Source organism: uncultured Agrobacterium sp., from assembly GCA_913777615.1.
Classification (GTDB): Bacteria; Pseudomonadota; Alphaproteobacteria; order Rhizobiales; family Rhizobiaceae; genus Agrobacterium.
The window spans coordinates 286,273-298,438 of record CAJYTK010000017.1; the positions used below are offsets into that span (position 1 = coordinate 286,273).

Annotated in this window: 16 protein-coding genes and 1 pseudogene; 5 read left to right on the plus strand and 12 right to left on the minus strand. The window is 57.4% G+C overall.

From position 1 onward, the window contains the following. Positions 1–38: 38 nt before the first annotated feature. The 3 genes from QZ862_RS15950 to QZ862_RS15960 all read left to right on the plus strand — a co-directional run bounded on the left by QZ862_RS15950 (position 39) and on the right by QZ862_RS15960 (position 2,828). On the plus strand, positions 39–1,079 hold the full coding sequence (locus tag QZ862_RS15950; protein WP_296100901.1) for an ABC transporter substrate-binding protein: 1,041 nt from the start codon (positions 39–41) through the stop codon (positions 1,077–1,079). Between the two features lie 145 nt (positions 1,080–1,224). Next, a complete protein-coding gene (locus QZ862_RS15955) occupies positions 1,225–2,013 on the plus strand; it encodes an ABC transporter ATP-binding protein (RefSeq protein WP_296100903.1) in 789 nt (262 codons plus the stop codon). Continuing rightward, positions 2,010–2,828: an ABC transporter permease gene (locus QZ862_RS15960; protein WP_296100905.1), complete on the plus strand. Its 819-nt coding sequence runs from the start codon at positions 2,010–2,012 to the stop codon at positions 2,826–2,828. The genes QZ862_RS15955 and QZ862_RS15960 overlap by 4 nt, the downstream gene beginning before the upstream one ends. A gap of 47 nt (positions 2,829–2,875) precedes the next feature. On the opposite strand, the gene QZ862_RS15965 is transcribed toward QZ862_RS15960, so the two are convergent. The 9 genes and pseudogenes from QZ862_RS15965 to QZ862_RS16005 all read right to left on the minus strand — a co-directional run. Next, the gene (locus QZ862_RS15965; RefSeq protein WP_296100906.1) at positions 2,876–3,700 is read right to left on the minus strand and encodes a mechanosensitive ion channel family protein; all 825 of its coding nucleotides are present in this window, start codon (positions 3,698–3,700) and stop codon (positions 2,876–2,878) included. A 65-nt stretch (positions 3,701–3,765) separates the two neighbouring features. After that, positions 3,766–4,296 (minus strand): tyrosine phosphatase family protein, encoded by a 531-nt coding sequence (locus QZ862_RS15970; protein WP_296100907.1) that lies wholly within the window; start codon positions 4,294–4,296, stop codon positions 3,766–3,768. Beyond that, positions 4,293–4,904 carry an HD family hydrolase gene (locus tag QZ862_RS15975; RefSeq protein WP_296100908.1) on the minus strand — a complete coding sequence of 204 codons (612 nt, stop codon included), beginning with the start codon at positions 4,902–4,904 and terminating at the stop codon, positions 4,293–4,295. The genes QZ862_RS15970 and QZ862_RS15975 overlap by 4 nt, the downstream gene beginning before the upstream one ends. A 3-nt stretch (positions 4,905–4,907) precedes the next feature. Next, a complete protein-coding gene (locus QZ862_RS15980) occupies positions 4,908–5,756 on the minus strand; it encodes a folate-binding protein YgfZ (RefSeq protein WP_296100909.1) in 849 nt (282 codons plus the stop codon). A 294-nt stretch (positions 5,757–6,050) separates the two neighbouring features. Next, positions 6,051–6,800 (minus strand): hypothetical protein, encoded by a 750-nt coding sequence (locus QZ862_RS15985; RefSeq protein ID WP_296100910.1) that lies wholly within the window; start codon positions 6,798–6,800, stop codon positions 6,051–6,053. 14 nt (positions 6,801–6,814) lie between these two features. Further along, positions 6,815–7,072: a hypothetical protein gene (locus QZ862_RS15990; protein WP_062425653.1), complete on the minus strand. Its 258-nt coding sequence runs from the start codon at positions 7,070–7,072 to the stop codon at positions 6,815–6,817. Positions 7,073–7,177: 105 nt separating this feature from the next. Continuing rightward, positions 7,178–7,603, minus strand: a complete 426-nt coding sequence (locus QZ862_RS15995) for a TIGR02301 family protein (RefSeq protein WP_296039979.1) — start codon at positions 7,601–7,603, stop codon at positions 7,178–7,180. Positions 7,604–7,661: 58 nt separating this feature from the next. Continuing rightward, positions 7,662–8,084, minus strand: a complete 423-nt coding sequence (locus tag QZ862_RS16000) for an NUDIX domain-containing protein (protein WP_296100911.1) — start codon at positions 8,082–8,084, stop codon at positions 7,662–7,664. Positions 8,085–8,269: 185 nt separating this feature from the next. Then, positions 8,270–8,800, minus strand: a pseudogene (locus tag QZ862_RS16005) (glutathione S-transferase family protein); the annotation flags it as partial. A gap of 148 nt (positions 8,801–8,948) precedes the next feature. Between QZ862_RS16005 and QZ862_RS16010 the strand changes: the two are divergent. Continuing rightward, the gene (locus QZ862_RS16010) at positions 8,949–9,272 is read left to right on the plus strand and encodes a YnfA family protein (protein WP_296019481.1); all 324 of its coding nucleotides are present in this window, start codon (positions 8,949–8,951) and stop codon (positions 9,270–9,272) included. Between the two features lie 4 nt (positions 9,273–9,276). Continuing rightward, positions 9,277–10,032, plus strand: a complete 756-nt coding sequence (locus tag QZ862_RS16015; RefSeq protein ID WP_296100912.1) for an SOS response-associated peptidase — start codon at positions 9,277–9,279, stop codon at positions 10,030–10,032. Between the two features lie 114 nt (positions 10,033–10,146). Here QZ862_RS16015 and QZ862_RS16020 read toward each other — a convergent pair whose 3' ends face one another. The 3 genes from QZ862_RS16020 to QZ862_RS16030 form a co-directional block, all read right to left on the minus strand. Next, on the minus strand, positions 10,147–10,281 hold the full coding sequence (locus tag QZ862_RS16020; protein ID WP_296019477.1) for a hypothetical protein: 135 nt from the start codon (positions 10,279–10,281) through the stop codon (positions 10,147–10,149). 203 nt (positions 10,282–10,484) lie between these two features. Further along, positions 10,485–11,345: a CDP-diacylglycerol--serine O-phosphatidyltransferase gene (gene pssA, locus QZ862_RS16025; RefSeq protein ID WP_296100914.1), complete on the minus strand. Its 861-nt coding sequence runs from the start codon at positions 11,343–11,345 to the stop codon at positions 10,485–10,487. 24 nt (positions 11,346–11,369) lie between these two features. Then, on the minus strand, positions 11,370–12,068 hold the full coding sequence (locus QZ862_RS16030; protein ID WP_296019472.1) for a phosphatidylserine decarboxylase: 699 nt from the start codon (positions 12,066–12,068) through the stop codon (positions 11,370–11,372). Positions 12,069–12,166: the final 98 nt, after the last annotated feature.

Here is a 12,166-nt window from a genome sequence, read left to right on the forward strand (position 1 = left end):
CGACAACGACATAAAAACCTCCAGAGGGAAATTTCTGAATGTTGACGCGAAGGCTGTTTTCAAAAGCAGCGGCTTTGGCCGCAATTTCCATGCTCGCCGGTGTATCCATCGCACCACTTGCAGCCTTGGCCGATACGCCAATCAAATTCACACTCGACTGGAAATTCGAAGGCCCGTCTGCTGGATTTCTTCTTGCGCTCGACAAGGGATATTTCAAGGCCGAAGGCCTGGATGTTACCATCGATAGCGGTAACGGGTCAGTCGAGGCCATTCCGCGTGTTGCAACCGGCGCATATCAAATGGGCTTCGGTGACATCAATTCCGTCATGAAGTTTCTCGATGAAGACCCATCCCAAAAGGTGACGGCCGTTTATATGGTCTACGAACGCCCCACATTCTCGGTTGTTGGCCGCAAGTCTCTGGGCGTGACCGAAGACCCGAAGTCGCTGCAAGGCAAGAAGCTCGGCGCCCCGCCGCCAGATGGCGCCTTCGCGCAGTGGAACGCCTTTAAGCAAGTCGCCAAGATCGATGACAGCAAGATTACCATCCAGTCGATCGGTTTTCCTGTTCGCGAGCCGATGCTGGCGAAAGGCGATGTCGATGCCGTTTTCGGCTTTGCCTTCTCGGTGATTCTCAACCTCAAGGCTCAGGGCATTGCTGATGACGATATCGCGACCATCCTGATGGCCGAACACGGCTTGAATCTTTATGGCAACGCCGTTCTCGTAAATACTGATTTTGCGGCAAAAAATCCGCAGGCCGTTAAGGGTTTCCTTAAAGCACTTGCAAAGGGTTTTGCCGATGCGGTCAAGAACCCGGAAGAGGGCGTTGCGGCAGTATTAAAGCGTAACGAAACGCTCAATCCCGACATCGAATTGCAGCGCCTGACTATGGCAAACTCGATGAACATCAAAACGCCCTACGTGACCGAAAACGGCATGGGTGGGGTCGATCCCTTGCGCCTTGCCGCTTCCATGGAAACGCTGAAGATTTCTATTGGCCTTAAGGGGAACGTGAAGGCCGAGCAGGTTTTCGACGCAAGTTATCTGCCGCCAAAGGAAGAGCGTATGCTTCCCTGATGGTGGCTTGGAGCGACAAGCCCGATAGGTTGTCATGCTCGGGCTCGACCCGAGCATCCATCCATGGAGAAGATCGCTTCATGGCGTTTGGTCCTTGCGTAGGCGACCGTAACGTATCTTTTGGAAGATAACAGGAACTCACGATATGTCTCATCTGGTGGAAATCGACGGGGTCGATATGCGCTATGGAGGTGCGTCGGGTACGCTCGCCGTCTCGAACCTAAAGCTCACGGTAGACAGAGGGGAGTTTGCAGCCGTTGTCGGGCCGTCCGGCTGCGGAAAGTCGACGCTGATGAAGCTCGTCACAGGCCTGCACATTCCCCAAAGTGGTAATGTCATTGTCGGCGGCAAGCAGGTGACAGAACCGGTTTCCATCGTAGGCATGGCGTTTCAGAACCCCACAATGCTGCCGTGGCGCACGACACTTGAAAACATCTTGCTGCCGCTGGAGATCGTTGAAAGACATCGCCGCCGCCTGCGCGCCAACAAAGCGGAGTATGTGGCAAAGGCGGAGCGTCTGCTGGAAATTGTCGGCCTCAAAGGCTTCGGATCGAAGTTTCCCTGGCAGCTTTCCGGCGGCATGCAGCAACGCGCCAATCTTTGTCGTGCTCTCATTCACGAGCCGCAACTGCTGATGCTGGACGAGCCTTTCGGCGCCCTGGACGCCTTCACCCGTGAGGAGTTGTGGTGCGTCATCCGTGATCTTCACGCTGTCCAGCGCGTGACGATCATTCTGGTCACCCATGATCTGCGCGAGGCGGTATTCCTGGCCGACAAGATTTTCGTCATGAGCGCCAGGCCGGGTAGGGTGCTTGCGGAGCACCGCGTGCCATTCGAGCGGCCGCGCCAGTTGTCGCTGATGTATGAAAAGGGTTTCAATGACATGGTCCAGGAACTGCATGGAGAGATCGCCCAGGCGAGGGTGGCGGCATGAGTGCGGTTGTCGAAGGCCAGCTTGCGACTGCCCAAAGAAAGCCGCTCGTTGAGCGCATCAACTGGGTCAAGGCTGCGCCCTGGCTATACACGCTCGCTCTTTTCGCCGCCTGGGAACTGCTCGTCTTTGCGCTTAAGATGCCGCAGACGGTGCTGCCATCGCCCACGCGCGTGGCCCAGGCCGTGGTGCAATACTGGTCGCCGATCTGGAAGAACTCGCTACAAACGCTTTACACCACGACACTCGGCTTTGCGATTGCCGTCGTCGCCGGTCTCGGCATAGGTCTCTTTATCGGCTGGTCGAAGACCATCTATGCCGGGCTTTATCCGCTGATGATCGGCTTCAACGCGATCCCCAAGGTGGCACTGGTGCCGGTTCTCGTCATCTGGTTCGGCATCGGAACCGTGCCTGCGGTGCTGACGGCGTTCCTAATTTCCTTCTTTCCCATCGTCGTCAACGTTGCCACCGGCCTCGCCACGATCGAACCGGACACCGAAGATGTGTTGCGGGCGCTGGGCGCCAAGAAGATGGATATCATGCTGAAAGTGGGCATCCCGCGCTGCATGCCCTATTTCTTCGGTTCCTTGAAAATTGCCATCACGCTCGCCTTCGTGGGATCCGTTGTCTCGGAAACCGTCGCCTCCAATAACGGACTGGGCAACATGATGAGTTCGGCTCAAAGCCAGTTCAACGTGCCACTGGTGTTTGCCGGGCTGCTGATGCTCGCGGTCGAAGGTATCGTCATGTACGCCATCATGGCCTGGGTAGAGAAGCGCATGACGGGATGGGCACATCGCTCGACCATGGGGCAATGAAGTTAAGCGCTAATGCAAAGAGAAAAGCCGGTTCACCCGGCCTTTCGTCATTCCGACGGCGTGTCCTCAACCTTAGCCTCGCGTTCCTCGAAAGCAAGCTTCAGCGCCTTCGTGATGTCGCGTGTCGTTGCAAACCAGTTTGCGCTGCGCACCCAGTAGCGCAGCTTGACGGTTGCGCTGTCGGCGCTGGCGGCATCGACGAATGTGGTCGGAGCAGGGTCGAGCAGCACACGGCTTTCGTTGCGCGCGATCTGCATCAACATATCCTGTGTCTCGGCAATACTTTCGCCCTTCGGCACCGTAACGCTCAGTTCGTGGCGACGCGATGGAAAGCGGCTGTGGTTGGTGATCGGTACGTTCCACAGGGTAGAATTTGGCGCAAGTCGATACAGTCCATCGCTCGTCTTGAGTTCGGTGGCGAAAAGGCCGATTTCAATGATGGTGCCGGAGACTGTACTCGTCTCGATATATTCTCCAACTCGAAACGGGCGAAGGACCAGAAGCATGATGCCAGCTGCAATGTTCTGTAGCGTACCTTGGAGAGCCAGACCGATGGCAAGACCTGCGGCACCGAGTGCAGCGAGAATGGACGCGGTCTGCACACCGAACTGGCCAAGCACCATCACCATGACGAGGATGAGCACGACATAGCGAATAGCGCCGGCAAAGAAGCCTGCAAGGGTTGCGTCGAAACCGCGAATGCGTGACAGTCCCTGGAATGCCCAACGCTGGAGGAAAGTCGCGGCAAGCCAGCCGATGATGAGAAGAAGAAGCGCGCCGATGACGGAGAAGGAATATTGAACCGCCAACGCGCTCGCTTGCCGGAGCGCGGCCTGCGATGCCACGATGATATCCGTTGCCTGTTGTTCCATGGATCGTCCTTGATGATCTTTCGGTGTTCAGGGTTGGTAACGATAGGTTTCGGCTGGGGTTCCCGTTAAAGCGGGACCGAATCGCTAAGCGGCAGCACGAAGGGGACGTTGCCATCGGTGTCCGCACCGCGGCCGATCGCCTTGATTGCGCTCACCAATCGACCCTTGCGGTCAAGCAGCCTGTCGCCGATTTCAATGATGCGGGCATTCGGCGTCGCATATGGGGATACTGTTCTTAGCCGGCGTGCTAGCGCTGTTTCATCCTGATCCGGATAGAGAGCCAGTGCGGCGACGATCGCTGCGGCTGGCGAACGGGAAACACCCATCCAGCAATGGATCAAGAGCGGCGCGGATTGATCCCATTCACGGGCAAAATCGATCAGCCGCAGAACATGGGCATCGTCCGGCGCGATGAGAGCGTCGTTCCCCTTAAAGGCGATATCGTTCATTTGCAGTGTCAGATGCCGCTCTGCAGAAATCACGGCAGGGCGGTGAAAGGCCTGCTCCTTGGCGATCAAGGTAATCATTTCACGCGCCTTGTGGCGCACGGCCATTTCTCCGATGCGGGAAAGTGGCGAGACGACAATTGCGGTCATGCTGGGGCCTTGCGTAATGCTTCGATCACTTCGAAGCGTGCGATGAAACGGCGCTGTGCCTCCGTTGCGGGAACGGGATCGATGGCGATCATGTCGCGACTGATGCCGCGTGGAAGGCCGAAGAATTTCTGCGCCTCTGCAAGCGAAAAGCCCGCAAGCTCAGTGGCTTCGAAAAAGGCAGCAACCGTGTCGGCTTTCTTGATGCGGTCTTTTAGTTCGCGTGTGGGATGTGGCGGCAAGGAGAAACGCAGATGAATGGCGGCTTCCAGTCGGCTTTCGACACTTTTGTAGCCCCCACCAACGACGGATTTGAACGGAGAGATCATATCGCCGATCACATATTCCGGTGCATCATGCAGCAGCGCCATCAGCATATCATTCGGGGGAGCCGATGGATTCAAACGGCAAAAAATCGCCTCGACGATGAGACTGTGCTGCGCGACCGAAAAGGCGTGATCGCCCCGCGTTTGACCGTTCCAACGCGCCACACGCGCCAAGCCGTGGGCGATATCGGCAAGCTCCACATCCAGCGGTGAGGGATCGAGAAGATCGAGCCGCCTGCCGGAAAGCATGCGTTGCCATGCGCGCGGGGCCTTCGAGAGTGCCACCGCTTAGTCCTCTGTGCTTGCAAGCGGATCGGTTGAGGGAAAGCTCAACCCAGTCCACTCCGGCAGAGACACAGACACGGTGACATCCCCTGCCATCATCGCAACGTGCGACGACATCGCGTCCGCGGCCCGATCGGTGCGCACTATCGCGAGGCCCTTGTCTGCGACGACCGTGCCAAGTGTCCCAATCGGCTTACCACCTGCCATGATCTCGGTGCCAGCTGCCGGAAGGATGTGTTCGCCAGAAACGATGACGACCCGCCGACGTGCCGTGCCGCGATGCTTCATGCGCGAGACGACTTCCTGACCGACGAAGCAACCCTTCTTGAAGGACACGCCGTCATTCACATCCATCAACACGTCATGGGGGAACGCATCCTGTAGCGCGTAATCGCGACCCGATTCGGCAACGCCATATGCTATCCGCAGCAGGTCGTAACTGGACGAATCGCCGCTCACGTGGTGACCCGGAACGCGATAAAGCACCACCCCCGCTTTGGCGAAGCGTCCGTCTTTGACGCCGTGTTGCGGGACAGAATCGTCCCAATGGACGCTGACGCCTTCCGTCTCTTCGGCTTGCAGATCGACAGCCGCGCGCAATTTGTACATTGTCAAGCGGCGCAGCAACGCCTCCTGTTGATCCTTGTCTGTCTCCAAACGGTACGCAGCGCCGTCGCGTGCGATCAGAAAATCAAACAGGATCTTGCCCTGCGGCGTCAGTAGCGCGCCTGCACGCGCTTCCCCATCGGGAAGTGAATCCAGATCCGTGGTGATCAGGTTTTGCAGGAAATCGGCAGCCGCTTCGCCACCAATGCGGATGAAACGACGGTTCGGCAAGAAGGCGGATGACATGGCGTTACCATTCAGCTGGGTTTTTTCCCTACGGCCTCGGCCTGAACATCAGAATCGGTTTTCGGAAAAAGCCCGATGCGTAGAGACAAAAAAGATAGAGCGTCCTTTGTGCGTCCAAGAACACGCACGGTGCTTTAGAGTTAGGATTTTAGGCGCGCGAGGGCAAGCCGGAAGGGGCAGTTGAGGCCAAAGTGCATCACGGTCTTCAAGATTCGCTCTGACGCTTGATCTCTTTGCCTCACCGCATGTCAGTATTGCCGAAAATTGGCGCGGACCATGCTTCAAGCGGCCTGATCAGTCGCCTGCGCCAAAGAACTTCCACTGTCCATCTGGCGAGATGCCGATACGGTAAAAGCTGTAATTGCCATATTCCTGCATGTCGGCCAGATCGCCAGCCGTGATGATACGCAGGAGATCTACTTTCTCGGGCTTGGTCAGTGTGTTGAGCGACTTTCCGGCAAAGTAGGGGAAGACATACATTTCATCCGGCGTTCCGGCATCCACGCGGGCATAGCCGGTAGAGAGAAGATCGAGGATTATGGCCAGCACTTCCAGACCTTCCGGGTCGCCGGAGAAGCTTTTCAGCGCAGCGATAGGATCTGTTCCTTCGGCGTCTATACGCGTCTGGTTCGGGCCGGCATTGATCAGTGGACGCAGTTTCTCGATATCGCCACTGGAGGCCGCGTCGATGATCAATTGACGCAGACGACGCACCGGCTCCGGTGCCTTGCTGATATCATGCTCGATTTGTGCGGAGACTTGCGGCGCATCGTTTTGTTCAGGCGCTGCCTCATGTTGTCCGCCCTGGCGGTTCACCAGCGGATCTGGCATGGGAATGCCATCGGAACCCTCTTCGACCGGCGCCGGCTGCGACGACTTGGGCGCCTCGGATGCCTGGGCCTGCTTGGTCTCGCCGCTTGGACCAGGCTTCAGCTCAGACAGAGCATAGGCCGCATGCGGTAGTGCGGTGGCAGAAAGGGTTAGTGAAATAACGGCGGCAAGCGCGGCAGACGACCGCGCGACTTTATGACCGAAAAACAGCATGGATAGGCTCCCGCTTACTGAATGATCCGCTGCGGGGAAAATTCGCCAGCAAGCATGCGCTGACGCAATGATTCGAGCATGGCCTCTGCGCCGGCTTCGCCATGCATGCGAATGGTTTCGCGCATGGCCAAGGCTATAGCGGCATCTGCGATGATCTCCGGTTCGATGCCATCGGCCATACCATCAGCCCAGGCTTCGTTTTGATGTTCCAGAGCGACCTGCATCTTTTCATGCGCGATCATATCGTGGATTTCGTTACGGCTCGTTTGCATCTTTCATCCTCGACAGGGCGTCCAAGTCGTTACCACCCTGTTAACAACTCTAACAGTCTTTTATCAAAACGGCACGCCCTGCGGCGAAAAGAGGTTAACAATCCTCTAATTTCCGAATCTCGACGTGATTTCTTGTGCGAGTGTTGCGCCTTCGGCACGGTATTTCTGTTCCGCCAAGAGCGCGGCGGAGGTGCAACTCGTATGGACAGCCGCAAAGGTCCGGTATCCGCGGTTGAATGCGGCGGTCATACGCTGCTTTCGCTGCGGCTCGTTTGCAGTATCCGCTGCCAGAATATCGCTCATGGCTTTGCGCCACTCCTGCGGACCCGTCGCCGGGCAGAGCGTGCGCAGATATTGCACGGCGCCAAGGATTTCCGACAGGCGCGCCAGCTTGTCGTCATAGGGTGCTGGCTTGCTTTCCTGCGGTGGTGGCGCTGTCGGCTGAGGTGGTTTCGGGCTTGCAGCGTGCAAGGCGACGGGCAGAGCCACACTCACCAACAATGCCGACAAAAAACAAACCCTTTGACCCATGACTTTACGCGCAACCCAACATCGACTCGTGACAAACTTCTTCCAGATAGCTGTGATTCTAGTGTTCATGCAACTGGCCTAAAACGCGCTCGGCGCATTCCAGAACACTTTCCGGTGCGGGGAGACGGCGTATCTCCTCGAGCGTGAACCATCCGGCATCTGCCGCGTCATCTGCTGCAAGAGCCGCGGTCTGCTCGTCCGCGTCCACAAGAAACACCGACAGTAGAAAATGACTGGTCAGCCGTCCCGCAACGTCATACGAAGGCAGATCGTAGGTCGCGAAAAGCTGTGGATCGCGCGCCTTGATGCCTGTCTCTTCCAGCAATTCGCGAAGTGCTGTCTGCGCCGGTGTCTCGCCAGGCTCGCCGCGCCCACCGGGAAAGGCGAACATGTCCTTCGATGGCGGATTGATTCGCCGCACCAACAGCAGACGGTCGCCACGCCGGACGATGGCGGAAGATGCTGGGTGGGGAAGAGGCATGCGGTTTCCTTCAAGAATCTGCTTCTTATTATGCAGTCAACCTTGCAGGAAACGTGGCGGCATCTTTTCCTTGTAGGGAAATACTGAAAATAGGGGCTCGCCTCTTCAATCACTCGCTTCACCGAAGGTCTTGAAACCAATCGTTCGAAATACTCGCTGGTGTTTTTAAAGTCGCCGCTGAACGGATGAACGATCGACCCATAAAAGAACGCCGGAACCGTAGAGCAATGCGCCATCGAAAACTCCTTGCCTGCGACCCACTCACGACTTGGTAAGTGCTGCTCCAGGACGCCATAGGCCTTTTCGATGGTCGCATGAGCCTCGGATAAACCATGAGGATCGGGAGCATCTTTAGGACGCAAACGTTCCGCGGCAATGCGCTGCATAGACTGGTGGATGTAGAGATCAAAGAACCGATCCCATAGCCGCACCTCAAGCTGCTCCTCCACGCCTTTCGGCAGCAGTTCGGCCGGACCTTGATAATGGGTATGAATATATTCGATGATGATGCTGCTTTCCGGCAGCGCTACGTTGGCTTCGATATCATGCAGCGCCAGCATCTTTCCCCTCGGTGATCTTTCAACGAACGCCGCCCTTGAATCAGGATTGGAGAAATCGACGATAACCGGTTCAAAAGATGTGCCGTTTTCATAAAGTGCCACGAGCACCTTGTGGCAGAATGACGAAAGCGGGTGCATATAGAGCTTAAGGGTCATGTAACCGCTCCGGGGTGTGACATAGACCGTGGCTGAATGCTTGGCGGGCTCGACGAGACTGCACGAAAGAGATGGTTTTCGCTATGATGCGCTCAAGGCCCCGAACAGTCCACCTTGCCTGCGGCGGAAACAGGAGCAGGAAATAGGCATGAAAATTACCCTCGTCTATGCAGCCGCAGCGCTTGCCGAAATAGCTGGATGCTTTGCCTTTTGGGCGTGGCTGCGCATGGGCAGATCGGTGGTTTGGTTGGTGCCCGGGATGGTGTCGCTTGCAATCTTTGCCTGGCTTTTGACGCTGGTGCCGACCGAGGCTGCCGGACGGGCCTATGCGGCCTATGGAGGCATTTACATCGTCGCTTCTTTGCTGTGGCTTTGGGGCGTGGAGCGTCATGCGCCCGATCGCTGGGATCTGGCGGGCGGCGCGGTTTGCCTTGCCGGCGCTTCGCTCATTCTGTTTGCGCCGAGAGGATAGGTCCATGTGCGGTCGCTTCGTACTGAAAGCAACGCCGGAAGAGATTGCCGATCATCTCGATCTGATCGGCGTTGAGGATTTCCCGCCGCGTTTCAACATCGCGCCGACCCAGCCGATCCTGATTATTGTGGAGGGTGAGCGGCAGGAAGTGGGAAGCAACCTGCCAAACCGGCAGGCCATGCTCGTGCGCTGGGGCTTCATGCCGGGTTGGGTAAAAGACCCCAAGACCTTTCCGCTTCTGATCAATGCGCGCGCAGAAACCGCCATCGGCAAGGCGTCGTTCCGCGCTGCCATGCGTCATCGCCGCATCCTCATCCCGGCGAGCGGATTTTACGAGTGGAAAAGACCAGCCAAAGATGATTGCGGCAAGCTTCAGGCATACTACATCAGGCCAAAGCACGGCGGTATCGTTGCCTTCGCCGGATTGATGGAAACATGGTCCTCTGCAGATGGATCGGAAGTCGATACCGGCGCGATCCTCACCACCGCTGCCAACGCCTCTATGTCACGCATCCACGACCGGATGCCGGTGGTGATCGCTCCGCAGGATTTCAGCCGTTGGCTGGATTGTAAGACGCAGGAGCCACGCGAGGTCTCGAGCTTGATGACGGCAGCGGATGAGGATTTCTTCGAGATGATCCCGGTTTCGGACAGGGTGAACAAGGTCGCCAATGTCGGGCCTGATCTTATCGAGCCGGTGGAGGAAACCGCACCACTTGCTCCGGTGAAAGAGAAGAGCGAGCAACTCGCGCTATTTTAGACGAGGAATCGGCTTCTTGCCGATCGTGTCTCTACGTAGAAAATGAAAATGGCGCTCGAAAGCGCCACTTGCAAAGCTCGCGGGCACCACACTGCCTGCTAAACTTGAAAGAGATCAGGCAGTCTTTGCCTGCTTCGGCTTGCGCGCCACCATCATGGCGGCGGCTGCAACGGCCTTGAGGCCGAGCGGCTGGTAATGCGCCTTCAGATCCGGTTTTGCTGGCGTTTCGATTTTCGTTGTCTCAGTCATTCCACCCTCCGCAGATTGCTTGTCCGGCCTTGATTCGCGGGCCTTCCTGACAAGCTCTCTCGGGGTCAATCGTGACGAATTCGAGGCGGATTCAATCAATTGAAAATTGCAGTCTGCGACATTTCGTGTTCGCCCCCACCCTGGAACTGCCCACCGCTGAAACCAGTCATTGTTGCCGCGAAACGCTTTCAGTCCCGCTGAGGTCAAATGCCTCGGTCTAGACCGTCGCCGCTGTCGCCGTGATCATGGTCTTCGATGGTCAGCGTGCCGTAACGTTTATGCCAGATCCGTGCGCTGAAGGGCAAAAATGTGAGATAGGCCAGAACCGTCAGGATCAGAACTTCCCAGGTGAAGCTCATCAGGAGCGCGACATAGAGCACGACGATCAAAATCGCTGGAAGAACGAGATCGCGGCGGATGCGGCTTTCAGACTTTCCCGACCATACCGGAAGGCGGCTGATCAGAAGGTAGCCGATCAATACTGTATAGGCAGCGGCAATGTGGGCAAACGTGCGGCTCGGCTCGACGCCAATAAATCCGACATAAACGGGAAGCAATACCAGCATCGCGCCCATCGGAGCGGGAACGCCAACAAAGAATTCGTTCTGCCAGGGCGCCTTCACTTCCCGCTCGACCATGACATTGAAGCGCGCCAGGCGAAGTCCAGCAGCAATGACATAGATGAGGGCAGCGATCCAACCCAGCGACCGCGCTTGATCGAGGAGATAGGCATATACGACGAGGGCAGGGGCAACGCCGAAATTGACGATGTCGGCAAGCGAATCCATCTGCGCGCCGAATTTGGACGTTGCCTTCATCATCCTTGCCAGGCGTCCATCGATCCCGTCGAGGAACGCTGCCACCAGAACCATGGCGACCGCCAGCTCGAAGCGTCCCTCGAAGGCGAGGCGAACGCCACTAAGACCCGCGCAGATGGCAAGTACCGTGACGAGATTGGGCACGACCAGACGAAGCGGAATTTCGCGAAGCCTCGGGCCTCGTCCGCTATCTGTGCTGACCTCGGGCTTGCCGTGGATATTCGGCTGCGGCGCTTGTTCTTCCATCGATCGTGGCTCCCTGTCGTATCATCAGGCGCGGCGGCTGAGAACGGCCCCCTTGGCCGAGCCGAATTCGGCAAGAACGGTTTCGCCAGCAATAGCCGTCTGTCCGACGGAAACGCGCGGTGCGAAGCCTTCAGGCAGGAAGATGTCGAGGCGAGAGCCGAAGCGGATAAGGCCGAAGCGCTCGCCGGCATCAACGGGTTCGTTCGGCTTAACCCAGCAGACAATTCGACGAGCGACCATGCCCGCAATCTGTACGACGCCGACCCGGCCATGCGCCGTTTCGATCACAAGCCCGTTGCGTTCGTTGTCTTCCGAAGCCTTGTCGAGATCGGCATTAAGGAATAGGCCTGGGCGGTAGGCGACATTCACGATGCGGCCACGCACCGGCGAGCGGTTAACGTGGCAGTTGAACACATTCATGAACACCGAAACACGCACCATCGGCTCCTTGCCGAGTTCGAGCTCCAGCGGAGGAACGACGGTCTGGATGGCGGACACGGTGCCATCTGCAGGGCTGATGATCAGATCGTCATCCTGTGGCGTCACGCGTTCGGGGTCGCGGAAGAAGTAGGCGCACCACGCTGTCAGAACCATACCGATCCAGAAGAGGGGCGTGGCGATCCAGCCGAGCACCAGCGATGCAACGAAGAAAGCCGCGATGAAAATGTAGCCTTCCTTGTGAATCGGTACCAGGGTGTTGCGAATGGTATCGAACAGGTTCATTGGTCGTTCTTCTCCGAAATTTTCGTTTCCAGTCCTGACGATGCGCCTCTCGGCTGCTGCTCGCTCAGGCCTCGATTTGTCTGCATGCCCCATCGCAG

Bases quoted from the DNA above. Each gene is read 5' to 3' on its own strand.
- QZ862_RS15960 (WP_296100905.1), top strand. From the start codon at position 2,010: ATGAGTGCGGTTGTCGAAGGCCAGCTTGCGACTGCCCAAAGAAAGCCG.
- QZ862_RS15950 (WP_296100901.1), top strand. From the start codon at position 39: ATGTTGACGCGAAGGCTGTTTTCAAAAGCAGCGGCTTTGGCCGCAATT.
- QZ862_RS15995 (WP_296039979.1), bottom strand. From the start codon at position 7,603: ATGGGTCAAAGGGTTTGTTTTTTGTCGGCATTGTTGGTGAGTGTGGCT.
- QZ862_RS15955 (WP_296100903.1), top strand. From the start codon at position 1,225: ATGTCTCATCTGGTGGAAATCGACGGGGTCGATATGCGCTATGGAGGT.
- QZ862_RS15980 (WP_296100909.1), bottom strand. From the start codon at position 5,756: ATGTCATCCGCCTTCTTGCCGAACCGTCGTTTCATCCGCATTGGTGGC.
- QZ862_RS16020 (WP_296019477.1), bottom strand. From the start codon at position 10,281: ATGACTGAGACAACGAAAATCGAAACGCCAGCAAAACCGGATCTGAAG.
- QZ862_RS16015 (WP_296100912.1), top strand. From the start codon at position 9,277: ATGTGCGGTCGCTTCGTACTGAAAGCAACGCCGGAAGAGATTGCCGAT.
- QZ862_RS16030 (WP_296019472.1), bottom strand. From the start codon at position 12,068: ATGAACCTGTTCGATACCATTCGCAACACCCTGGTACCGATTCACAAG.
- QZ862_RS15970 (WP_296100907.1), bottom strand. From the start codon at position 4,296: ATGACCGCAATTGTCGTCTCGCCACTTTCCCGCATCGGAGAAATGGCC.
- QZ862_RS15990 (WP_062425653.1), bottom strand. From the start codon at position 7,072: ATGCAAACGAGCCGTAACGAAATCCACGATATGATCGCGCATGAAAAG.
- QZ862_RS16010 (WP_296019481.1), top strand. From the start codon at position 8,949: ATGAAAATTACCCTCGTCTATGCAGCCGCAGCGCTTGCCGAAATAGCT.
- pssA (WP_296100914.1), bottom strand. From the start codon at position 11,345: ATGGAAGAACAAGCGCCGCAGCCGAATATCCACGGCAAGCCCGAGGTC.
- QZ862_RS16000 (WP_296100911.1), bottom strand. From the start codon at position 8,084: ATGCCTCTTCCCCACCCAGCATCTTCCGCCATCGTCCGGCGTGGCGAC.
- QZ862_RS15965 (WP_296100906.1), bottom strand. From the start codon at position 3,700: ATGGAACAACAGGCAACGGATATCATCGTGGCATCGCAGGCCGCGCTC.
- QZ862_RS15985 (WP_296100910.1), bottom strand. From the start codon at position 6,800: ATGCTGTTTTTCGGTCATAAAGTCGCGCGGTCGTCTGCCGCGCTTGCC.